The 21480-nt window shown below is 42.9% G+C and carries 20 protein-coding genes; all 20 read left to right on the plus strand.

Annotation, left to right across the window (positions count from 1 at the left end):
• Positions 1 to 73 precede the first annotated feature (73 nt).
• The 20 genes from mioC (at position 74) to SKA34_RS21810 (ending at position 21480) form a co-directional block, all read left to right on the plus strand.
• Positions 74 to 520: an FMN-binding protein MioC gene (gene mioC / locus SKA34_RS21715; RefSeq protein WP_006647561.1), complete on the plus strand. Its 447-nt coding sequence runs from the start codon at positions 74 to 76 to the stop codon at positions 518 to 520.
• Between the two features lie 426 nt (positions 521 to 946).
• The gene (mnmG, locus tag SKA34_RS21720) at positions 947 to 2836 is read left to right on the plus strand and encodes a tRNA uridine-5-carboxymethylaminomethyl(34) synthesis enzyme MnmG (protein WP_006647562.1); all 1890 of its coding nucleotides are present in this window, start codon (positions 947 to 949) and stop codon (positions 2834 to 2836) included.
• A gap of 10 nt (positions 2837 to 2846) precedes the next feature.
• Positions 2847 to 3467, plus strand: a complete 621-nt coding sequence (gene rsmG / locus SKA34_RS21725; protein ID WP_006647563.1) for a 16S rRNA (guanine(527)-N(7))-methyltransferase RsmG — start codon at positions 2847 to 2849, stop codon at positions 3465 to 3467.
• Between the two features lie 16 nt (positions 3468 to 3483).
• Complete coding sequence (locus SKA34_RS21730; protein ID WP_006647564.1) at positions 3484 to 4281, plus strand: ParA family protein; 798 nt, start codon at positions 3484 to 3486, stop codon at positions 4279 to 4281.
• Between the two features lie 8 nt (positions 4282 to 4289).
• Positions 4290 to 5189: a ParB/RepB/Spo0J family partition protein gene (locus SKA34_RS21735; protein WP_006647565.1), complete on the plus strand. Its 900-nt coding sequence runs from the start codon at positions 4290 to 4292 to the stop codon at positions 5187 to 5189.
• Between the two features lie 175 nt (positions 5190 to 5364).
• A complete protein-coding gene (locus SKA34_RS21740; protein WP_006647566.1) occupies positions 5365 to 5754 on the plus strand; it encodes a F0F1 ATP synthase subunit I in 390 nt (129 codons plus the stop codon).
• An 8-nt stretch (positions 5755 to 5762) separates the two neighbouring features.
• The gene (gene atpB, locus SKA34_RS21745; protein WP_006647567.1) at positions 5763 to 6566 is read left to right on the plus strand and encodes a F0F1 ATP synthase subunit A; all 804 of its coding nucleotides are present in this window, start codon (positions 5763 to 5765) and stop codon (positions 6564 to 6566) included.
• Between the two features lie 64 nt (positions 6567 to 6630).
• Positions 6631 to 6888: a F0F1 ATP synthase subunit C gene (gene atpE, locus SKA34_RS21750; protein ID WP_005372317.1), complete on the plus strand. Its 258-nt coding sequence runs from the start codon at positions 6631 to 6633 to the stop codon at positions 6886 to 6888.
• A gap of 79 nt (positions 6889 to 6967) precedes the next feature.
• Positions 6968 to 7438 (plus strand): F0F1 ATP synthase subunit B, encoded by a 471-nt coding sequence (gene atpF / locus SKA34_RS21755; RefSeq protein ID WP_006647569.1) that lies wholly within the window; start codon positions 6968 to 6970, stop codon positions 7436 to 7438.
• Positions 7439 to 7454: 16 nt separating this feature from the next.
• The gene (atpH, locus tag SKA34_RS21760) at positions 7455 to 7988 is read left to right on the plus strand and encodes a F0F1 ATP synthase subunit delta (RefSeq protein ID WP_006647570.1); all 534 of its coding nucleotides are present in this window, start codon (positions 7455 to 7457) and stop codon (positions 7986 to 7988) included.
• Between the two features lie 16 nt (positions 7989 to 8004).
• Complete coding sequence (gene atpA, locus SKA34_RS21765; RefSeq protein WP_006647571.1) at positions 8005 to 9546, plus strand: F0F1 ATP synthase subunit alpha; 1542 nt, start codon at positions 8005 to 8007, stop codon at positions 9544 to 9546.
• A gap of 44 nt (positions 9547 to 9590) precedes the next feature.
• Positions 9591 to 10457 carry a F0F1 ATP synthase subunit gamma gene (atpG, locus tag SKA34_RS21770; protein WP_006647573.1) on the plus strand — a complete coding sequence of 289 codons (867 nt, stop codon included), beginning with the start codon at positions 9591 to 9593 and terminating at the stop codon, positions 10455 to 10457.
• A 32-nt stretch (positions 10458 to 10489) separates the two neighbouring features.
• Complete coding sequence (gene atpD / locus SKA34_RS21775) at positions 10490 to 11896, plus strand: F0F1 ATP synthase subunit beta (RefSeq protein WP_006647574.1); 1407 nt, start codon at positions 10490 to 10492, stop codon at positions 11894 to 11896.
• A 17-nt stretch (positions 11897 to 11913) separates the two neighbouring features.
• On the plus strand, positions 11914 to 12336 hold the full coding sequence (locus tag SKA34_RS21780; protein ID WP_005372333.1) for a F0F1 ATP synthase subunit epsilon: 423 nt from the start codon (positions 11914 to 11916) through the stop codon (positions 12334 to 12336).
• 240 nt (positions 12337 to 12576) lie between these two features.
• Positions 12577 to 13935, plus strand: a complete 1359-nt coding sequence (glmU, locus tag SKA34_RS21785) for a bifunctional UDP-N-acetylglucosamine diphosphorylase/glucosamine-1-phosphate N-acetyltransferase GlmU (RefSeq protein WP_006647575.1) — start codon at positions 12577 to 12579, stop codon at positions 13933 to 13935.
• 216 nt (positions 13936 to 14151) lie between these two features.
• Complete coding sequence (locus SKA34_RS21790; protein ID WP_006647576.1) at positions 14152 to 14934, plus strand: DeoR/GlpR family DNA-binding transcription regulator; 783 nt, start codon at positions 14152 to 14154, stop codon at positions 14932 to 14934.
• 12 nt (positions 14935 to 14946) lie between these two features.
• Complete coding sequence (gene glmS / locus SKA34_RS21795) at positions 14947 to 16782, plus strand: glutamine--fructose-6-phosphate transaminase (isomerizing) (protein ID WP_006647577.1); 1836 nt, start codon at positions 14947 to 14949, stop codon at positions 16780 to 16782.
• A 138-nt stretch (positions 16783 to 16920) separates the two neighbouring features.
• Entirely contained in the window at positions 16921 to 17751 is an 831-nt protein-coding gene (locus SKA34_RS21800) for a heteromeric transposase endonuclease subunit TnsA (protein ID WP_006647578.1), read from the plus strand.
• The gene (locus tag SKA34_RS21805; RefSeq protein WP_006647579.1) at positions 17738 to 19822 is read left to right on the plus strand and encodes a DDE-type integrase/transposase/recombinase; all 2085 of its coding nucleotides are present in this window, start codon (positions 17738 to 17740) and stop codon (positions 19820 to 19822) included. Before SKA34_RS21800 ends, SKA34_RS21805 begins: the two co-directional genes overlap by 14 nt.
• On the plus strand, positions 19822 to 21480 hold the full coding sequence (locus tag SKA34_RS21810; protein WP_006647580.1) for an AAA family ATPase: 1659 nt from the start codon (positions 19822 to 19824) through the stop codon (positions 21478 to 21480). The genes SKA34_RS21805 and SKA34_RS21810 overlap by 1 nt, the downstream gene beginning before the upstream one ends.

Below are 21480 nucleotides of genomic sequence, written 5' to 3' on the forward strand. Positions count from 1 at the left end.
TTAGCGATCAACACTCGCTAGATCTTTACTAATTCAAAGGTTCTAGCTTTTTCTATCTATATAAAGGATAACTATGAGCTCACTTAGCCTTATTACCGGTAGTACTTTAGGTGGCGCAGAATATGTCGCCGATCATTTAGCAGAATTGCTCGAAGATAATGGCCACCAAGCTGAAGTCATCAATCAAGCAGAGTTTTCAGAGCTCGATCAAGACACTATCTGGCTAATCATTTGCTCAACTCACGGTGCAGGCGACTATCCTGATAACTTTTTGCCATTTGTAGAACAACTCACTCAACAACAACCCACACTTAGCGGTGTTAAATTTGCTGTCATAGGGCTTGGTGATAGTAATTACGATACCTTCTGCGCGGCAGGTAAGAAAATAGAAGGATTGTTACTTTCTTTAGGTGCAAACCAGCTCGGTGAACGTCTTGATATTGATGTTTCAGAGACACCAGTACCTGAAGAACCTGCTGAAGCATGGTTTAATAGCTGGAAAAACTTGATCGCTGATTAAAAAACAGTCAATAGTTACTCAATTCCCAGCTTATTTCGATCTTTTTTCTGTGGATAACTATAGATCTAAACGGTGATCAACCCATAGTTATCCATTTAATAACTTATATGGTCTCCTCCCCCTGTGTATAAGTGGCTTTTTTGATCCCAGCCTATCCCCGATCAGATCCAAGCTCCTGCACAAGAAATGATCCTCCTTAAACGCATGATCACTATGATCATTTATCGGTTATCCACACGATCATGCGATCTTAATAGTAGATCTAATAGAAGATCTCTTTAAAAAGATCTTATATATATTTAAAGAGCATCATTAAACAGATCAAATGATCTTGATGAAAGATTCTCTCTTGCACAGAAAAAGGATAGAATGTCCGCCCTTTGCTCGAGTTAACTCACTGGCTATTTAAATACCTGAGGAAGTTCCATGTTTTACCAGGAAAAATTTGATGTCATCGTTGTGGGTGGTGGTCATGCAGGCACAGAAGCCGCATTGGCAGCAGCCCGAATGGGACAAAAAACCTTACTGTTGACCCATAATATTGATACGTTGGGCCAAATGTCGTGCAACCCAGCTATTGGCGGGATCGGGAAAGGACACCTGGTTAAAGAAGTTGATGCCCTTGGTGGATTAATGGCGCAAGCCATTGATAAAGGTGGTATTCAATTCCGTACACTGAACTCATCGAAAGGTCCTGCAGTACGTGCGACTCGCGCCCAAGCTGATCGCGTATTATATAAAGCGGCTGTTCGTAACGTATTAGAAAACCAAGAAAATCTAATGATTTTCCAACAAGCAGTTACTGATTTAATTGTTGAAAATCACCGCGCAGTTGGTGTGGTAACGGAAATGGGCTTAAAGTTCCATGCCAAAGCCGTTGTGTTAACTGTTGGTACTTTCCTTGGTGGGAAGATCCACATTGGTATGGAAAACTACAGTGGCGGTCGTACTGGTGATCCAGCATCAAATGCGCTAGCGGATCGTCTTCGTGAATTACCATTACGTGTTGATCGTTTAAAAACGGGTACTCCGCCACGTATTGATGCGCGCAGTGTTGATTTTAGTGTGCTTGAAGAGCAACACGGTGATAACCCAACTCCAACATTTTCATTTATGGGTAAGTCGTCGGATCATCCACGTCAAATCCCATGTTTTATTACTTACACCAATGAACGCACACATGAAGTGATTCGTAATAATTTGGATCGTAGCCCAATGTATGCTGGTGTTATTGAAGGTATTGGTCCACGTTATTGCCCTTCAATTGAAGATAAAGTGATGCGTTTTGCGGATAAAAATAGCCACCAGATCTTCATTGAGCCAGAAGGCTTAACCACGAATGAATTATATCCAAACGGGATCTCCACCAGCTTACCGTTTGATGTGCAAATGCAAATTGTTCGTTCAATGCAAGGCTTTGAGAACGCAAGCATTATGCGTCCAGGCTATGCGATTGAATATGATTTCTTTGACCCTCGCGATCTAAAACAAACCTTCGAAAACAAATATATCGATGGTTTGTTTTTTGCTGGACAAATTAACGGTACGACAGGTTACGAAGAAGCGGCAGCACAAGGCCTAATGGCGGGTATGAACGCAGCGCTTCAAGTTCAGGATAAAGACGGCTGGAGTCCACGTCGTGATCAAGCGTACATGGGCGTATTGATTGATGACTTATCTACGATTGGTACTAAAGAACCATACCGTATGTTTACTTCTCGTGCGGAATACCGCTTATTGCTTCGTGAAGACAATGCTGATTTACGCTTAACCCCAATGGGTCGTGAGTTTGGCTTAGTTGATGATGCTCGCTGGTCTCGTTTCAATCAAAAAATTGAAAACATGGAACTTGAACGTCAACGTTTGAAAGATATTTGGATCAATCCGAAGTCGGATCATGTTGATGAATTAAACAAAATTCTTAAAGCACCGATCGCTCGTGAAGCCAGTGGTGAAGATCTTCTTCGTCGTCCTGAAGTGACTTATGAGCAACTGACAAGCATCGAAACATTTGCGCCTGCGCTTGATGATAGAGAAGCGCGTGAGCAAGTTGAGATCCAGGTGAAATACCAAGGTTATATTGATCGCCAGCGTGATGAAGTTGAAAAATCATTACGTCATGAAACCACTAAACTGCCATTTGATATTGATTACAGCAATGTAAAAGGGTTATCTAATGAAGTGGTCGCAAAGCTCAATGATGCAAAACCAGAATCTATAGGCATGGCATCACGAATCTCTGGTATTACCCCCGCAGCGATTTCACTGTTATTGGTTTACTTGAAAAAACACGGCTTATTAAAAAAAGGCGAATAAGGACTAAACAATGAAACAACGATTGGTACAACTTATCGCCCAAACTGAACTACAGGTCACAGAACAGCAACTTGACCAGTTGATCGGTTATGTAGAACTGCTGCACAAGTGGAATAAAGCGTATAATTTGACTTCAGTCCGTGATCCTAACGAAATGTTAGTTAAACATATTATGGATAGTATTGTCGTCAGCCAGTATTTAGATGGCGATAGTTATATTGATGTTGGTACGGGACCGGGACTGCCAGGTATTCCGTTGGCTATCATGTGCCCTGATAAATCATTTACCTTGTTAGATAGCTTAGGTAAACGCATACGTTTTATTCGCCAAGTGATCCATGAGCTAAAAATTACCAATGTGACACCGGTACAAAGTCGCGTTGAAGAATTTGAAGCTGGGGATGGCTTTGATGCAGTGTTAAGTCGTGCGTTTGCTTCAATGGCTGATATGGTTAACTGGTGTCACCATCTACCAAAATCAGGTGGTCAGTTCCTCGCATTGAAAGGCCAATATAACGAGCAAGAAGCGGTAGATCTGCCAGAATGGTGCTCAGTTATAGAAGTGAAATCTTTACAGGTTCCTGATTTAGAAGGTGAGCGTCATTTAGTAGTCTTGACGGCAAAGGATTAATTGTTGAGGTTTTCTTGTGGGAAGAATCATAGCGGTAGCAAATCAGAAAGGTGGTGTGGGTAAAACCACCACCTGTGTAAATTTAGCAGCATCCTTGGCAGCAACCCAACGTAAAGTGTTAGTGGTTGATCTTGATCCGCAAGGTAATGCAACCATGGCCAGTGGGGTTGATAAATACCAAGTTGATGCCACCGCTTATGATCTTTTGGTCGAGGAGACGCCATTTAATGACGTTGTTATAAAAGAAACGACGGGGGACTATCATTTGATAGCCGCCAATGGTGACGTAACCGCTGCTGAAATAAAATTAATGGAAGTGTTTGCACGTGAAGTACGTCTACGTACTGCACTTGCAAAGGTTCGTGATGACTACGACTATATTTTTATCGATTGTCCCCCTTCGCTAAACTTACTCACCATTAATGCGATGACAGCAGCTGATTCCGTATTAGTTCCGATGCAGTGTGAGTATTTTGCTCTTGAAGGCTTAACGGCATTAATGGACACCATTAGCAAGTTAACTGCGGTGGTGAATAGTGAACTGAAAATTGAGGGTTTACTGCGCACCATGTTCGATCCTCGCAACAGATTAGCTAACGAAGTCTCTCAACAGCTGAAAAAACACTTTGGCGACAAAGTGTATCGTACAGTTATTCCACGTAATGTCCGTTTAGCAGAAGCGCCAAGCCATGGTCGTCCTGCGATGTATTACGATAAGTATTCTAGTGGTGCGAAAGCCTATTTAGCGCTGGCGGGTGAAATGATCCGTCGTGATGAATTAGCATTACAAACGGTGACTTCTGAGGACACATAAGGCTTTTCATGAATTTTAATAAACGTGGTCTAGGCAAAGGTCTTGATGCTTTGCTTTCTACCAGTGCTGTTGCACAAGCCAAGCAACAAACCCAACAACAAACATCACTTTCGACTTCAAACATCGACAGTGAATTACGTGAACTTGAGATCGAACTGCTGCAATCGGGTCAGTTCCAGCCGCGCAAATCGATGACTGATGATACTCTTGCGGAGCTTGCAGAATCGATTCTAGCCCAAGGGATCATCCAACCTATTGTTGTTCGTCGTTTAGCCGATAAAAGTTTTGAAATTATTGCCGGTGAGCGTCGTTGGCAAGCAGCTAAAATCGCAGGATTAACGACGGTGCCTTGTTTGATTAAAAGCGTTGATGATCGCGCGACAATTGCCATTGCATTGATTGAAAATATTCAACGTGAAGATCTCAATGTAATAGAAGAGGCGGTTGCTTTAGCACGATTACAGCAAGAGTTTTCGCTCACTCATCAGCAAATTGCTGAAGCTGTGGGTAAATCACGTGCTGCAGTCTCTAACTTATTGCGATTAAACCAGTTAAGCGATCCGATTAAACAATTAGTTGAACAAAAAAAGCTCGAAATGGGTCATGCAAGGGCTTTATTATCCTTGGATGAATCGCAACAGTTAGCTGCAGCACAAAAAATTATCACTAATTTGTTAACTGTACGCGAAGCTGAAAAACTGGTTAAAACACTCTTAAATCCAACAGAACCTAAAAAGCCTGCACCACAAAGTGAGCAAGTTACTCAGCTACAAAATAGGCTTACTGAGCAATTGGGCACTAAAGTGGCGATTAATCAAACTAAAAGTGGCAAAGGAAAAATTGTTATAAGTTTCGAACAGCAAGATAAGTTAGATCAAATACTCCAAATGTTGGAGCAAAAACTGTGATTCTAACGATGTAAACGATGAAAAAATACAATATCTGAGTGATCAAGTTAGAGTGTTGTAAAATCTGCAGACTTTTTTACTTTTATTTGATTGCAATCAATTTTATGAGCCGTATAATTTTCGCTGTTTTCCCAAGCACGGATCGTGTAAAGGAATGGACTCGAGGAACGAATACATGGTATCGACGCTAGCTAAACCGGGACGCCAATTGGCAAAACGGTTGTTGTTACTACAATCTGGCGTCGTGATAGCAACGGCATTAACGGCAGTTTTTGCTGTCAATGTTGACTGGGGGATCTCTGCATTAATTGGTGGCGGTATCTTTGTGATAGCCAATACCGTCTTTGCAATATTTGCCTTCATGTTTAGCGGTGCGAGGAATGCACGGCTAGTCATGGCGTCATTTTATGGCGGAGAAGTGCTTAAAATTCTAATCACAGTCATCCTTTTTGCCATTGCTTACCTGTATATGGGAGTGGAACTTGTTCCCCTCAAACTAACCTATTTGCTGGCCCTTGGTATTAATATTTTTGGACCGGTTTTATTCATTAACAACAACAAATAGGATGAGTTATGGCTGCGCCAGGTGAAGCGCTAACGTCTGCAAGTTATATCACTCACCACTTGACCAACTTATCGACTGATAAATTGGGCTTGGCGAGTGAAGGTAGCTTCTGGGCGGTAAACATAGATAGCCTTATATTCTCTGTTTTGACCGGTTTAGCTTTTCTATGGCTATTTCGTTCAGTAGCGAAAAAGGCATCATCAGGAGTTCCAAGTAAAGTTCAATGTTTTGTTGAAATGGTGGTTGAATTCGTTGATACCAACGTAAAAGATACTTTCCATGGACGCAATCCACTTGTAGCTCCATTAGCACTAACTATTTTCTGCTGGATTTTACTGATGAATATCATGGACCTTGTGCCAATTGATTTCATTCCGTATGCCGCACAAAGCGTGGGTATCCCTTATATGAAAGTGGTACCAAGTGCTGACGTTAACATCACCATGGCAATGGCGCTGGGCGTATTCGCATTAATGATTTACTACAGCATTAAAGTGAAAGGTCTTGGCGGTTTTGCGAAAGAACTGGCTCTTCACCCGTTCAATCATCCGATCATGATTCCGTTTAACCTACTTCTTGAAGTGGTATCGCTACTAGCGAAGCCTATCTCACTAGGTATGCGTCTATTCGGTAACATGTTTGCAGGTGAGGTGGTGTTTATCCTAATCGCGGCGTTAATGCCGTGGTGGGCTCAATGGCTAGGCTCGGTACCGTGGGCAATTTTCCACATCCTAGTCATTACAATTCAAGCATTCGTATTCATGATGTTAACTATCGTGTACCTATCTCAGGCACATGAAGACAATCATTAACGATTATTTGTAACATTTTTATTATTTTGGCACTTTAGCCGACAACTATAAACTGGAGATAGTGATGGAAACTTTACTAAGCTTTTCTGCAATTGCCGTGGGCATTATTGTAGGTCTTGCTTCCCTTGGTACAGCGATCGGCTTCGCACTTCTAGGTGGTAAGTTCCTTGAAGGTGCTGCACGTCAACCTGAAATGGCTCCAATGCTTCAAGTTAAGATGTTCATCATCGCTGGTCTACTTGATGCGGTACCAATGATCGGTATCGTAATCGCGCTGCTATTCACATTCGCAAACCCATTTGTTGGTCAGCTAGCTGGTTAATAAATCGTAATGTCAGCTTGTTTCAAGCTGACATTAAGTAGCAAATGGACTCTAGCAACCCTTTTAAAGGAGATGCGTTGTGAATATGAATGCAACTTTGCTGGGTCAAGCTATCGCTTTTTTCTTCTTCGTGATGTTCTGCATGAAATATGTATGGCCACCGATTATGGAAGCGATTGAAGAACGTCAGAAAAAAATTGCTGACGGCTTGGCTGCCGCAGATCGCGCAGCTAAAGACCTTGACCTTGCACAAGCGAATGCTTCTGATCAACTAAAAGAAGCGAAACGCGCTGCAAGCGAATTGATCGAGCAAGCAAACAAGCGTAAAGCTCAAATTATCGATGAAGCGAAAACGGAAGCACAAACTGAGCGTGAGAAAATCCTTTCGCAAGGTATGGCTGAAATTGAAGCGGAACGTAATCGTGCTCGTGATGAGTTAAGAAAACAAGTTGCAACTCTAGCTGTGATTGGTGCTGAGAAGATCATTGAGCGCTCCATTGATGTGGATGCTCAAACCGATATTCTTAACAAAGTCACTGCAGAACTGTAATTAAAGGGGCAAGCATATGTCACAAATGACTACAATCGCACGCCCCTACGCTAAAGCAGCTTTTGACTTTGCGGTCGAGACGAACCAACTAGCGCAGTGGGCAGAAATGCTGAACTTTGCTAGTGAAGTAGCAAAAAATGACACTATGCAGGATGTACTGGATAGCGGATTTGCTGCGGATAAGCTAACTGAAATTTTTGTTTCAGTATGTGGTGAGCAACTCGATGAATTCGGTCAAAACCTTCTTAAGGTGATGGCTGAAAATGGACGCCTTAAGGCGCTACCTGATGTCTGTATTGAATTCATGATTATGAAAAATGAACATGAGCACACGATTGAAGCAACAGTGATTTCTGCTACTGCTTTAGATAAGGTGCAATTAGATGCCATCAGCGAGAAACTTAAGCAGCGTTTAGATCGTAAAGTGATGCTGACTTGCAGTGTAGACGAGACCCTGATTGCCGGGGTTGTAATTAGAGCTGGAGACCTTGTTATCGATAACTCTGTACGGGGCAAATTGAACCGTCTGAGCGATACTTTGCAGTCTTGATTTGGGGAATTGGAGCATGCAACTTAATTCCACGGAAATTAGCGCACTGATCAAACAACGTATTGAAAACTTCAACGTTGTAAGTGAAGCGCGTAACGAAGGTACTATCGTTTCTGTAAGCGACGGTATTATTCGTATCCATGGCCTTGCTGACGTAATGCAAGGTGAAATGATTGAACTACCAGGCGGACTATTCGCACTAGCACTTAACCTTGAGCGTGACTCGGTAGGTGCAGTTGTAATGGGCCCTTATGCTTCTCTACAGGAAGGCATGAAGGTAACCGGTACTGGTCGTATTCTTGAAGTACCTGTAGGTCCTGCGCTACTTGGTCGTGTTGTGAACACACTAGGTCAGCCTATCGATGGTAAAGGTCCAATTGAAACAGAGACATTCTCTCCTGTTGAAGTAATTGCACCGGGTGTAATCGATCGTAAATCTGTTGATCAACCAGTACAAACTGGTTACAAAGCAGTTGACTCAATGATCCCTATCGGCCGTGGTCAGCGTGAGCTTATCATCGGTGACCGTCAGACTGGTAAAACAGCGATGGCTATCGATGCCATCATCAACCAGAAAAACTCTGGTATCTACTCTGTGTATGTGGCTATTGGCCAGAAAGCTTCAACGATCGCTAACGTAGTTCGTAAGCTTGAAGAGCACGGCGCACTGGAAAACACTATCGTAGTTGTAGCATCAGCATCAGAAGCTGCTGCGCTACAATACCTCGCACCATACTCTGGTTGTGCGATGGGCGAATACTTCCGTGACCGCGGCGAAGATGCACTGATCGTATACGATGACCTGTCTAAGCAGGCTGTTGCTTACCGTCAAATCTCACTATTGCTTAAGCGTCCACCTGGCCGTGAAGCATTCCCTGGTGATGTTTTCTACCTTCACTCACGTCTTCTAGAGCGTGCTTCTCGTGTAAGCGAGCACTACGTTGAGAAATTCACTAATGGTGAAGTGAAAGGTCAAACAGGATCGCTAACGGCACTACCGATTATCGAAACCCAAGCGGGTGACGTATCGGCATTCGTACCGACTAACGTTATCTCTATCACCGATGGTCAGATCTTCCTACAAACAGAGCTATTCAATGCTGGTATTCGTCCTGCTGTTGACCCAGGTATCTCTGTATCGCGTGTAGGTGGTGCTGCCCAAACTAAGATCATCAAGAAACTGTCGGGTGGTATTCGTACCGCACTTGCACAGTACCGTGAACTTGCAGCGTTTGCACAGTTCTCGTCTGACCTTGATGACGCAACGAAGAAGCAGCTTGATCATGGTCAGAAAGTAACTGAACTGATGAAGCAGAAACAATACGCGCCAATGTCTGTATTTGAGCAAGCGATTGTTATCTTTGCCGCTGAAAAAGGTTACCTAAACGATGTTGAAATCGTTAAGTTAGCTGATTTTGAAGCTGCGTTGCTTTCTTACGCGAAAGGTCAGTTTGCTGAGCTTGTAGCTCAGATAGATGAAACGGGTGCTTACAACGATGAAATCGCTGCGCAGCTTGCAAAACTGCTAGAAGATTTTAAAGCTACCCAGACTTGGTAATTGGTTGGTGATCGCTTGCGATCACCTTCTAACGGAGAGTAACGATGGCCGGCGCAAAAGAGATTCGTAACAAGATCGGTAGTGTTAAAAACACTCAGAAGATCACTAAAGCGATGGAAATGGTGGCTGCTTCTAAAATGCGTAAAACGCAGGAAGCAATGGAGTCATCACGTCCATACGCACAAACTATGCGCAAAGTGATCGGTCATATCGCCCTTGGTAGCCTCGAGTATAAGCATCCTTATCTTGAAGAGCGTGAAGCCAAGCGCGTTGGTTACATCATTGTTTCAACTGACCGTGGTTTGTGTGGTGGCTTGAACATTAACTTGTTCAAAAAAGCGATCACCGATATTCAAACATGGTCAGATAAAGGTGCCGACGTTGATTTAGCGCTAATTGGCGCTAAAGCAACGGCATTTTTTAATAGCTACGGCGGTAACGTAGCAGCTCAAGTATCAGGCCTTGGTGACACACCAAGTGTTGATGAGCTGATCGGTACTGTTGGCGTAATGCTGAAGAAATATGATGAAGGCCAACTGGATCGTCTGTATGTGGTTTACAACCAGTTTGTAAATACCATGGTACAGCAACCAGTGATTGATCAATTGTTGCCTTTGCCTAAGTCAGAAGACGAAGAAATGCAGCGCAACCATTCTTGGGATTATATTTATGAGCCTGAGCCTAAACCACTACTAGATACTCTACTGGTTCGCTATGCCGAATCACAAGTATACCAAGGTGTGGTTGAGAACCTTGCAAGTGAGCAAGCGGCACGAATGGTAGCGATGAAAGCTGCAACAGATAATGCAGGGGATCTGATTGATGAACTGCAACTTGTGTACAACAAAGCCCGTCAGGCTGCGATCACGCAAGAACTGTCAGAAATCGTTTCTGGCGCATCTGCTGTTTAAGGCAAAGAATTAATAAGTTTAGAGGATTAACGATGGCTACAGGTAAGATCGTACAGATCATCGGTGCGGTAGTCGACGTAGAGTTTCCACAGGACTCTGTACCACAGGTATACGATGCCCTTCATGTTGATGTGAAAGAGAACGGTACATTAGTACTGGAAGTTCAGCAGCAACTTGGTGGTGGCGTTGTTCGTGGTATCGCTATGGGTACTTCTGATGGCTTACGTCGTGGTTTGTCTGTTGAGAATACAGGCCGCCCAATTGAAGTACCAGTAGGTACAGCGACTCTAGGACGTATCATGAACGTTCTTGGTCAACCTATTGATGAGTGTGGTGAGATCGGTGAGCAAGAGCGTTATGCTATTCACCGTGAAGCACCAAGCTATGAAGATCAGTCAAATGTAACTGAACTCCTAGAAACAGGTGTTAAGGTTATCGACCTAATCTGTCCATTCGCTAAGGGTGGTAAGATCGGTCTGTTTGGTGGTGCTGGTGTTGGTAAAACCGTTAACATGATGGAACTTATCAACAACATCGCCCTAAAACACTCAGGTTTATCTGTGTTTGCAGGTGTTGGTGAGCGTACTCGTGAAGGTAACGATTTCTACTACGAGATGCAGGAAGCAGGTGTTGTTAACATCGAAAATCCTGAAGAGTCTAAAGTAGCAATGGTTTACGGCCAGATGAACGAGCCACCAGGTAACCGTCTACGTGTTGCTCTAACTGGCCTTACAATGGCTGAGCGCTTCCGTGACGAAGGTCGTGACGTACTGTTATTTATCGATAACATCTACCGTTATACCCTTGCAGGTACTGAAGTATCAGCACTGCTTGGTCGTATGCCTTCTGCGGTAGGTTACCAGCCTACGCTTGCAGAAGAAATGGGTGTCCTTCAGGAACGTATCACGTCAACGAAGTCTGGCTCTATCACGTCTGTTCAGGCGGTATACGTACCTGCCGATGACTTGACTGACCCATCACCAGCAACAACCTTTGCTCACTTAGATGCAACGGTTGTACTTTCGCGTCAGATCGCATCGCTAGGTCTATACCCTGCGATCGACCCATTGGATTCAACATCACGTATGCTTGATCCATTGGTAGTAGGTCAAGAGCACTACGACATTGCACGTGGCGTTCAGAGTCTACTTCAACGTTATAAAGAACTAAAAGACATCATCGCTATTCTTGGTATGGATGAGCTATCTGAAGAAGATAAGCAAGCTGTATCACGTGCACGTAAGATTGAACGTTTCCTAACTCAACCTTACCACGTAGCAGAAGTCTTTACTGGTGACCCAGGTATCTACGTAACGTTGAAAGACACACTACGTAGCTTCAAAGGCTTATTAGCGGGTGAATACGACGATATCCCTGAGCAGGCATTTATGTACTGTGGTGCGGTTGAAGACGTATTAGAAAACGCGAAGAAGCTGTAAGCTAATTAGGAGGCGACATGGCAGCGATAACTTTCCATTTGGAAGTAGTCAGTGCTGAGAAACGTCTGTTCTCTGGTCGTGCTGAAAACATTCAGGTTACGGGTAGTGAAGGTGAGCTAGGTATTCATGCCGGTCACACGCCACTACTCACAGCTATCACTCCTGGCATGGTACGCATTACCAAGCAAGGTGGTGAGGAAGATGTAATTTATCTTTCTGGCGGTATGCTTGAAGTTCAGCCTTCTGCAGTGACGGTATTAGCCGATACAGCTATTCGTGGTGTTGATTTAGACGCCGCGAAAGCAGAAGAAGCTAAACGTCAAGCTGAGGAGCGTATCCATAATCAGCATGGCGATATTGACTTCGCACAGGCAGCCAGTGATTTAGCGAAAGCTATTGCTCAGCTTCGAGTGATTGAACTAACTAAACGCGCACGCTAGTCTGACGTTAAAGAAATATAAAAAGCGACCATTAAGGTCGCTTTTTTATTGCTAAAAATTTTACTGATTGATGTTGTTAGGGGATATTTATTTTTACAACATGATTTTCTCTTAATACTTTTGCGAGGTATACCTGTTATTTCTTGGTGAGAATTAAATAATTATGCTTAAATCCAGTAAAACTTGACGGTACAATACCAATCAAATAACAAATTTATGCATCAAGAGGGACATCCCATCATGAGCTTCAGTGCTGTGATTTTAGCTGCGGGAAAAGGCACCCGCATGTATTCAAACTTGCCAAAAGTGCTTCATACTTTAGCAGGTAAGCCGATGGTCAAACATGTGATCGACACATGTAATGATCTTGGTGCGAAAAATATTAATTTAGTTTATGGCCATGGTGGTGACACCATGCAACAAGTATTGGCTCAAGAATCAGTCAACTGGGTACTACAAGCCGAGCAATTAGGAACTGGACACGCGGTTAATCAAGCGACTCCGAACCTTGCTGATGATGAAAAAGCATTGATTTTATACGGTGATGTGCCACTGATAAGTGCGCAAACATTAGAAAATCTGCTTGATGCTCAGCCTGATGGTGGCATTGCCCTACTGACTGTTGTTCTTGATGACCCAAGTGGTTACGGTCGTATTGTACGTCGTAATGGGCCCGTTGTTGCGATCGTAGAGCAAAAAGATGCCACTGAAGAGCAAAAGCTCATTAAAGAAATTAACACTGGTGTAATGGTTGCTAATGGTGGCGATCTTAAGCGTTGGCTAGCGTCGCTTAAAAACGATAATGCGCAAGGTGAATATTACCTGACTGATATTATTGAGATTGCCCATGATGAGGGCCGTGCGGTTGAAGCGGTGCACCCGGTTAGTCCAATTGAAGTTGAAGGGGTGAATAACCGTATTCAACTTGCTCGTCTGGAGCGTGCATTCCAAGCTATGCAGGCGGAGCGTTTATTAGAGCAAGGCGTAATGCTGCGCGATCCTGCTCGCTTCGATTTACGTGGTTCACTACAGTGTGGCACCGATGTTGAAATTGATGTTAACGTGGTGATTGAAGGTAGCGTGAGCATTGGTGATAACGTCGTGATTGGTGCAGGTTGTGTGCTTAAAGACTGTGAGATTGATGATAATTCTATTATCAGTCCATACAGTGTGATTGATGGCGCTACGGTTGGTGAAGCTTGTACGGTCGGTCCATTTGCTCGTTTACGTCCAGGTACGGAGCTTCAAACTCAAGCGCATGTGGGTAACTTTGTTGAAATCAAGCAAACGCGTTTAGGTGAAGGCTCTAAAGCGGGTCATTTGACTTACCTTGGTGATGCTGAGATTGGTGCTAACGTCAATATCGGTGCAGGTACTATTACTTGTAACTACGATGGCGCGAACAAATTTAAAACTGAAATTGGCGATGATGTGTTTGTTGGCTCTGATACTCAACTTATCGCTCCTGTTAAAGTAGCAAGTGGTGCAACCATTGGTGCTGGTGCAACGATAAATCGTAATGTCGGTGAAGGTGAGTTAGTGATCACTCGCGCACCCGCACGAACGATCCAAGGCTGGAAACGCCCAACCAAGAAGTAATTTTCAATTACGTTATCATTTTTAAAGCAGGATTTTCTCCTGCTTTTTTATTTTTCATCTTCTAACCCCACCGCGATATTCCTCTAGCTTTTTCCATTCCAGTAGTTATTTCGAGATAAAAATTATACCGAATCTGCATATTTGTTATTGATCGATTAATTTTTAAAACGCTATAATAAGTTTCAAATCGAAACTTAATCTGTCATTTCAAAACTTATGTCTAAACGTAATACGCAACAACGACGCCATGCTATTGCTGCTATGGTTGGTATTGAAGGCGAAGTTAGTGTGGATACACTTGCTAATCACTTCTCGACCTCTGAGGTCACAATTCGTAAAGATCTCGCAGCGTTAGAAAGTTCTGGTTTATTACTGCGCAGATATGGTGGCGCTATTGCTATGCCGAGTGAAATAGTTGCAACTGACTTAGAAGAAAAGGTTTCAGAACGAAAGTTAGCGATTGCGATTGCTGCAGCTGATCAGATCCGCGATCACAATCGCATTATCGTTGATTGTGGCAGTACAACTGCTGCATTAATTAACCTACTCAGTACCAAGCAAGGCTTAGTCGTAATGACTAATTCCTTGCAAGTCGCGAATGTACTGAATGCGCTTGAGAATGAACCGACCTTATTAATGACTGGCGGTACATGGGATCCGCATTCGGAATCCTTCCAAGGCAAAGTTGCAGAATCCGTATTGCGTTCATACGACTTTGATCAGTTATTTATTGGTGCTGATGGTATTGATATCACGCGTGGCACAACCACCTTTAATGAGCTGACTGGGTTAAGTCGAGTGATGGCGGAAGTCTCTCGTGAAGTGGTGGTAATGATTGAGTCTTGTAAGGTTGGACGAAAAATTCCGAATTTAGAGTTAGCGTGGCAAGGGATCGATACTTTAATTACCGATGATGGCATGAGTGATGCTGATACTGTCGCGATAGAACAACAGGGTGTGCGAGTGATTCGTGCCTTAGTGAACAATAATAAGTTGTAAAGGATAGCAGTTATGTGTGGGATTGTAGGTGCGGTAGCACAACGTGATGTAGCAGAAATCTTAGTAGAAGGCTTACGTCGATTAGAATATCGAGGGTATGACTCAGCAGGTCTTGCGGTTGTTGATGAACAATTTCAATTACAGCGCTTACGACGTATGGGCAAAGTTCAAACCTTAGCTGATGCCGTTAATGAAACGCAAGTTATTGGCGGAACGGGGATCGCGCATACACGTTGGGCAACACATGGCGAGCCCTCAGAAGCTAACGCCCACCCTCATGTTTCTGGTGAACATATTGCGATTGTTCACAACGGCATTATCGAGAATCACCAAGCATTACGTGAGCTATTACAACAACGAGGTTATATTTTTCATTCTCAAACTGATACTGAAGTGATCGCACATTTAGTTGAGTGGGAGCTGCGAACTACCGATTCTTTATTAGCAGCAGTGAAGCAAGCTGTTGCTCAACTTGAAGGTGCTTATGGTACCGTAGTGATGGATAGTCGTGATCCTGAACGTTTGGTTGTTGCGCGCTCTGGTAGCCCGTTGGTGATCGGGTTAGGTGTAGGTGAAAACTTTATTGCGTCTGATCAATTGGCTTTGCTGAATGTGACTCGTCGCTTTATGTTTTTAGAGGAAGGTGATGTTGCCGAAGTCACCCGTCGTAATATTCGGGTATTTAGTCATCAAGGTGAGTTGGTTGAACGTGAAGTCACCGAATCAAATATTCAACATGATGATACAGATAAAGGTCATTATCGTCACTATATGCAAAAAGAGATCTTTGAGCAGCCAAGTGCTTTGATTAATACTATGGAAGGTAGGATCCGCAATAATAGTGTGATCTTGGAAAGTTTTGGTAATGAGGCGAAAACGATCTTTGATCATGTTGAGCATATTCAAATTATTGCTTGTGGGACCTCCTATAATGCAGGCATGGTAGCACGTTACTGGTTTGAATCTATTGCTGGAATTAGCTGTGATGTTGAAATCGCCTCTGAGTTTCGCTACCGCAAATTTGTTACCCGACCAAATAGCTTATTGATCACCCTCTCTCAATCAGGTGAAACGGCAGATACCTTAGCAGCGCTGCGTTTAGCAAAAGAAAAAGGCTATATGGCTGCGATGACAATTTGTAATGTTGCTGGTTCATCTTTGGTACGTGAATCAGATTTAGCTTTTATGACCCGCGCGGGTGCTGAAATTGGGGTTGCATCAACTAAAGCGTTTACTACACAGTTAGTCGCGTTATTAATGCTTGTAACGGCGTTAGGTAAGCAGCAAGGTACGATTGATAATGAGCAAGAAGAAAAGATCGTTCATTCACTACTACAATTACCTAGCTTTATAGAGAAAGCATTAACACTTGATAAGCCAATTGAGTTATTGGCTGAAGAATTCAGCGATAAACAGCACGCATTATTTTTAGGTCGTGGTGAGTTCTACCCTATTGCAGTTGAAGCTTCACTTAAATTAAAAGAGATCTCGTATATTCATGCTGAAGCTTATGCGGCGGGTGAATTAAAACATGGCCCACTTGCATTAGTTGATGCTGAGATGCCAGTGATCGTGGTGGCACCTACTAATGATTTATTAGAAAAACTCAAATCCAATATTGAAGAAGTACGTGCTCGCGGCGGCTTATTGTATGTTTTTGCCGATAGTGAAGCAGGGTTTGAAGAAACAGACGGCATGAAAATTATGACCATGCCGAGTGTGGATGAAATCATTGCACCTATTTTTTATACCATTCCGATGCAGTTGTTGTCGTATCACGTGGCTTTAATTAAAGGAACTGATGTTGATCAGCCTCGTAATCTAGCCAAAGCCGTGACTGTTGAGTAATGTTAAATGAGAAAAGACGCAACTTGTCGGTAGACATTAAAGTCTGAAACTGTGACACTAAAGTTTGAAACTGTACCATTAAAGTTGAAAACTTTTTAAACCCGGTTAAACTGATTAAAAGTTGACCGGGTTTTTGTTATGGCAAAATCAAAGTACGTTTTAACTGAAAAGCAAATCATCAAGCGGATAAATGAAGGTCGAGGTGCAGGAAGACTTTCTGACTATAAGCCGTGGCTGTATGTTAATGAGGTCCCTTCGGAAGGCCGATCTCAGAGAGTCTACTCCCACCTAACGGGCCGGATTCATCATGTACTATCGGACCTTGAGTTCGCAGTCTTTCTCCTTCTAGACCATAACCCTGCCGTAACAGACATTCGTGAGCAGTTTCCACTCAACAGAGATGACACTCTCAATATTTCCAAGGAAGGTCAACTTTGGCACCCTTCGCAAGGAGGGGTAAATCTTGTCATATCCTCTGACTTTTTGGTTAACACCGCTTCTAAAAATCAGCCCAAGTTCGCTATTCAAGCAAAATATTCCAAAGACTTAAAAGATCCGAGAACTATTGAGAAGCTAGAAATAGAACGCCGTTATTGGCAGCTAAAAAGAATCCCCTGGTTCCTCGTAACAGATAAAGAGATAGACAAAACAGTCGTATCGAATATTGAGTGGTTATACGGGGTTAAGGGGTACTTTGATGAAGTAATAACGGATGAGCTATCGCTTACTTTTGAGCATATCAGTGCTTATTTTGTTCAACACCCAGAAAGAAAAGTCGTTGATCTGTGTAAAGAGTATGACATGGCATACCAGCAAGATCTTGGTCAGTCGCTTTATGATATTCGTTTAATGTGTGCAGCAAGGCTTATAACGTTCGATATTCGTTTACCATTTCATAGATTGAAAGCGAAAGAAATTGCGTTTAGAAGCGTTTCTTTGTTCGGGGGGCATCGTAATGTGGCCAGTTAACGAAACTCTAGCGTTTGACGGTAAGGCTTACCGCGTGCTTTTTACCGAGACAAATTACTTCTATTGGATTGTTATTGATGAGGATAAAGGTTTACCGGAAAGAGTCTATTTTGATGAATGCCGTAACTGGGTTGATGAAGGGCGTATAGAAAAAATTCCGGACCCTTATTCATATCTTCAAGGAGAGTCTTGGACCAAAGAGTCAAATGCATATCAGAAAAGGCAGAACGACTTTGATTTGATTAAGCCTATCGTAGATGGTGAAGGAGCATTTGACAAAAGGGTTCGAGCAAAAAGGGTTACTCATGCGGTTGCCAATTCAAATAAAACCAAATCGACCATCTATCGTTTAGTTCGGAGATATTGGCAGCGTGGACAAATAAAAAATGCCCTAATACCAGACTACAAAAACTCAGGCGCTGCCGGAAAGAGAAGAAACTTCACAACAAATAAAGCTGGTAAGTCTAGGGTTTACGGTGTCGGTGATGGCAAACAAGTCACTGAAGAAATCAGAAAACAGTTCCGAATTATTTGTGATAAATATTTGATGAATGATAAAGGGAACTCCGTTGCTTATGCACATAGAAAGTTTTCAAAAGCATATAAGTTAAAGAACCCAGGTGTTGAAGAGCATGAAATCCCAACACTCCGCCAATTTAGATACTTCTACAAAACCGAGTATAACAAGGTCGAAAAGATTACCGTTCAAACGCCTAAAGGTAATTACAATAAAGATGTTAGGCCACTCCATGGAACAGCTACAGAACAAGCGTTAGGCCCAGGCAGTCGATATGAGATTGATGCCACCATTGCCGATATTTACTTAGTAGATGATGCAGATGCAGACAAGGTTATCGGTAGACCGACGATTTATATGGTGATTGATGTCTTTAGCCGTATGGTTGCAGGGTTTTATATTGGTTTCGATAACCCATCTTTCCCCGTTGCAATGAAAGCACTGATATGCAGCTTTAGCAGCAAAGTAGAAACTTGCGCAAAGTATGGTATCGATATTTCAGAAGAACAGTGGCCATGTATAGGTATTCCCGATGTGTTGCTGGCTGATCGCGGTGAATTGATGAGCCACCAAGCAAATTATTTGGTTGATGCTATTGGTGTTCGTCTTGAAAGCGCTCCACCTAGAAGGGGCGATGCTAAAGGCATTGTTGAGAGATCATTTGGCACGTTACAAGCTAAGTTTAAGCCCTATATGCCAGGTGTCGTAACTGGTAACAAGGTCAAGAAGCACGGTGAAAAAGATTATAGAGTTGAAGCTGCTGTGGCGAGATCTGACTTTGTTGAGATATTGCTATATTCAATACTTGCTCACAACTTGAATAAGCCTTTAGAGAAGTACGATCGTGCTCCTGATATGCCAGAAAGCCTTCCATCGCTCCCTATTGAGCTTTGGAGGTGGGGCCTACAGAATCGTACTGGGCGTTTACGAGCTATTGATACGGATATTGCAAAAATACTGCTGTTACCTCGTCAAAAAGTCACTGTGTCTGAATTGGGCATAAAGTTATGGGGATTAACCTACACAGGAAAAGAAATTATTCAGACCGGTTGGATGCACCGTTCTTCAGAAGTATCTAGACCTAAAAAACTATTTGCAGCCTATGAGCTTGGTTCTGCTAATCACATATATCTGTTTCCTGAAGAAGGAAAAAATACATTTTGGGTTTGTGATCTTTCTAGTCGAAGTAGAGAGTTCCGTGATCTAACTTGGTATCAAGTATGGGAACGTCAAGCAGCTCAAAAGCAGATTTTAGCTGAAGCTAAGTATGAATTTGCACCCGTAGAACGAGATTTTGATGATCTTCTTGAAAAGAAACTGAAGAAAGCTACAAAGAATCGTAAAACCAGTGCATTGAGTAATGCACAAAAGATAAACGAGATTAAAGACAACAAACGGAATGTTCGAGAGCAAGAAAGAAAAGAGTTAGCAATACAGCCCCCCAGGACTAAACAAGAAGAAGTCGCGTCGGTGATACCAATAAAGGGAGAGGAGGAAAGTTATCAACTGCCTGACTTCATACCGGAGCTATTTGATGATGAGGATGATAACTGATGAAGAAAAGCCAAGATCATCGTGTAGTAGCCGTCTATCAAAGTGCTACGCTCTCAGCTTATCGAAATAACCCGCTGATAGAGGCATTACCACCGATAAATAGTTTCCTAGACGACTCGATTGCTCTGAAGGGCTCGTTAAGGTGTACCGCAGAAGATATCCATCGAAATGGCATCGAAAGAGCGCATAGTATCTGTCGTGTTATTGATGATTTTTTCCAGCCCCTCAGTCAGCACATACAGTTGCATGAACGACTTTCATTGATGATACGGCGTGGCTATGTTGGAAGAAATCCCGAAACAGGTGATTGGGCAAGACATATACAAAATGGTTACGAGCGTGTTTTATCTGGTGATTTGAAGGCGATAAAGTTCACGGAAGTTAGTTCTACAGCCCAAAGCATGACATTGATTGGATGTAGCGGAAATGGCAAAACAACGGCGATCAAGCAGCTTTTGTCGTTATACCCTCAAGTTATTTACCACCCTGACAGAAATCTTGAGCAAGTCGTTTATCTAAAAATTGACTGCTCCCATGATGGATCACTGAAAGAGCTGTGCTTGAACTTTTTTCGTGCGATGGATAGAGCATTAGGGACATCCAACTACGAAAGACAATACTCGATGAGCAAAAGACCGAGTATTGAAACACTTTTAGCTGCAATGGCTCAGGTTGCAAACGCTCATGCAGTTGGTGTTCTTATTATTGATGAAATACAGCACCTTAGCCGTTCTCGCTCTGGTGGCTCTGAGAAAATGCTTAATTTCTTTGTGACATTAGTAAATACCATTGGCCTTCCTGTTATTTTGGTTGGAACACCACGAGCCCGCGAGATATTTGAGGCTGATATGAGATCTGCAAGGCGAGGCTCTGGTCTTGGAGCGATTTTTTGGGATCCAATGGAAGAAGGAAGAGAATGGAAAGCGCTCACGGATAAGTTATGGACTCTTCAATGGCTACAAAAACGTGATGAGGTGTTGTCGGATGACATTCGTTCTCTATGGTATGACCTAAGCCAAGGTGTCTTGGATATTGTGGTTAAGCTATATGTCTTGTGTCAGCTGAGAGCAATCGCGACAAAAGTAGAAAGGATCACACCTAAATTAATGCAACAGGTTTACGAGGATGAATTAAAACCTGTTCACCCAATGCTAGCTGCTCTTCGCTCGGGTGATGTCGAAGAAATGATTAAGTTTTCAGACCTTAAACTAAGCAACACTGATAAACGGTTACTTGAGTTGCAAAAACAGGTAGCAACAACTGTTCAGCAGACACCAGAGGAGTTTGCATATCAACAGCTCAGAACCGATGAAGAGCGACGTGTATATATGGCCATAAAAGATGAGTTTGACTCAACGCTTTTAGCTCCTGTAATACGACAGCTATTTGATCAACATCCTGATTTGACATGGATAAGCTTACTCCCATTGGTACATGAGCAACTTGCCAATCCTGAGCTGTTAAAATCTAAAAAAGAGGCTAAGCCAAGTAAGGGCAAGAGGGCATCCGCAATCAAACAGACTCAGTGGCATACCCTTGATAGTGAGGATTTGAGGTTTGTTCACTCTCAATCTGATTCTGATAATGAAATGTACACAGCAATGTCAAAGTCGGGTTTGATTCTAGACATTCAGTCACTGTTAGAAAAGGCGGTTTAA

Source organism: Photobacterium sp. SKA34, from assembly GCF_000153325.1.
GTDB lineage: Bacteria > Pseudomonadota > Gammaproteobacteria > Enterobacterales > Vibrionaceae > Photobacterium.

Bases quoted from the DNA above. Each gene is read 5' to 3' on its own strand.
- glmS (WP_006647577.1), top strand. From the start codon at position 14,947: ATGTGTGGGATTGTAGGTGCGGTAGCACAACGTGATGTAGCAGAAATC.
- SKA34_RS21735 (WP_006647565.1), top strand. From the start codon at position 4,290: ATGAATTTTAATAAACGTGGTCTAGGCAAAGGTCTTGATGCTTTGCTT.
- atpH (WP_006647570.1), top strand. From the start codon at position 7,455: ATGTCACAAATGACTACAATCGCACGCCCCTACGCTAAAGCAGCTTTT.
- atpA (WP_006647571.1), top strand. From the start codon at position 8,005: ATGCAACTTAATTCCACGGAAATTAGCGCACTGATCAAACAACGTATT.
- atpG (WP_006647573.1), top strand. From the start codon at position 9,591: ATGGCCGGCGCAAAAGAGATTCGTAACAAGATCGGTAGTGTTAAAAAC.
- rsmG (WP_006647563.1), top strand. From the start codon at position 2,847: ATGAAACAACGATTGGTACAACTTATCGCCCAAACTGAACTACAGGTC.
- mnmG (WP_006647562.1), top strand. From the start codon at position 947: ATGTTTTACCAGGAAAAATTTGATGTCATCGTTGTGGGTGGTGGTCAT.
- SKA34_RS21790 (WP_006647576.1), top strand. From the start codon at position 14,152: ATGTCTAAACGTAATACGCAACAACGACGCCATGCTATTGCTGCTATG.
- atpD (WP_006647574.1), top strand. From the start codon at position 10,490: ATGGCTACAGGTAAGATCGTACAGATCATCGGTGCGGTAGTCGACGTA.
- SKA34_RS21810 (WP_006647580.1), top strand. From the start codon at position 19,822: ATGAAGAAAAGCCAAGATCATCGTGTAGTAGCCGTCTATCAAAGTGCT.
- mioC (WP_006647561.1), top strand. From the start codon at position 74: ATGAGCTCACTTAGCCTTATTACCGGTAGTACTTTAGGTGGCGCAGAA.
- SKA34_RS21800 (WP_006647578.1), top strand. From the start codon at position 16,921: ATGGCAAAATCAAAGTACGTTTTAACTGAAAAGCAAATCATCAAGCGG.
- atpB (WP_006647567.1), top strand. From the start codon at position 5,763: ATGGCTGCGCCAGGTGAAGCGCTAACGTCTGCAAGTTATATCACTCAC.
- SKA34_RS21780 (WP_005372333.1), top strand. From the start codon at position 11,914: ATGGCAGCGATAACTTTCCATTTGGAAGTAGTCAGTGCTGAGAAACGT.
- SKA34_RS21805 (WP_006647579.1), top strand. From the start codon at position 17,738: ATGTGGCCAGTTAACGAAACTCTAGCGTTTGACGGTAAGGCTTACCGC.
- glmU (WP_006647575.1), top strand. From the start codon at position 12,577: ATGAGCTTCAGTGCTGTGATTTTAGCTGCGGGAAAAGGCACCCGCATG.
- SKA34_RS21740 (WP_006647566.1), top strand. From the start codon at position 5,365: ATGGTATCGACGCTAGCTAAACCGGGACGCCAATTGGCAAAACGGTTG.
- atpE (WP_005372317.1), top strand. From the start codon at position 6,631: ATGGAAACTTTACTAAGCTTTTCTGCAATTGCCGTGGGCATTATTGTA.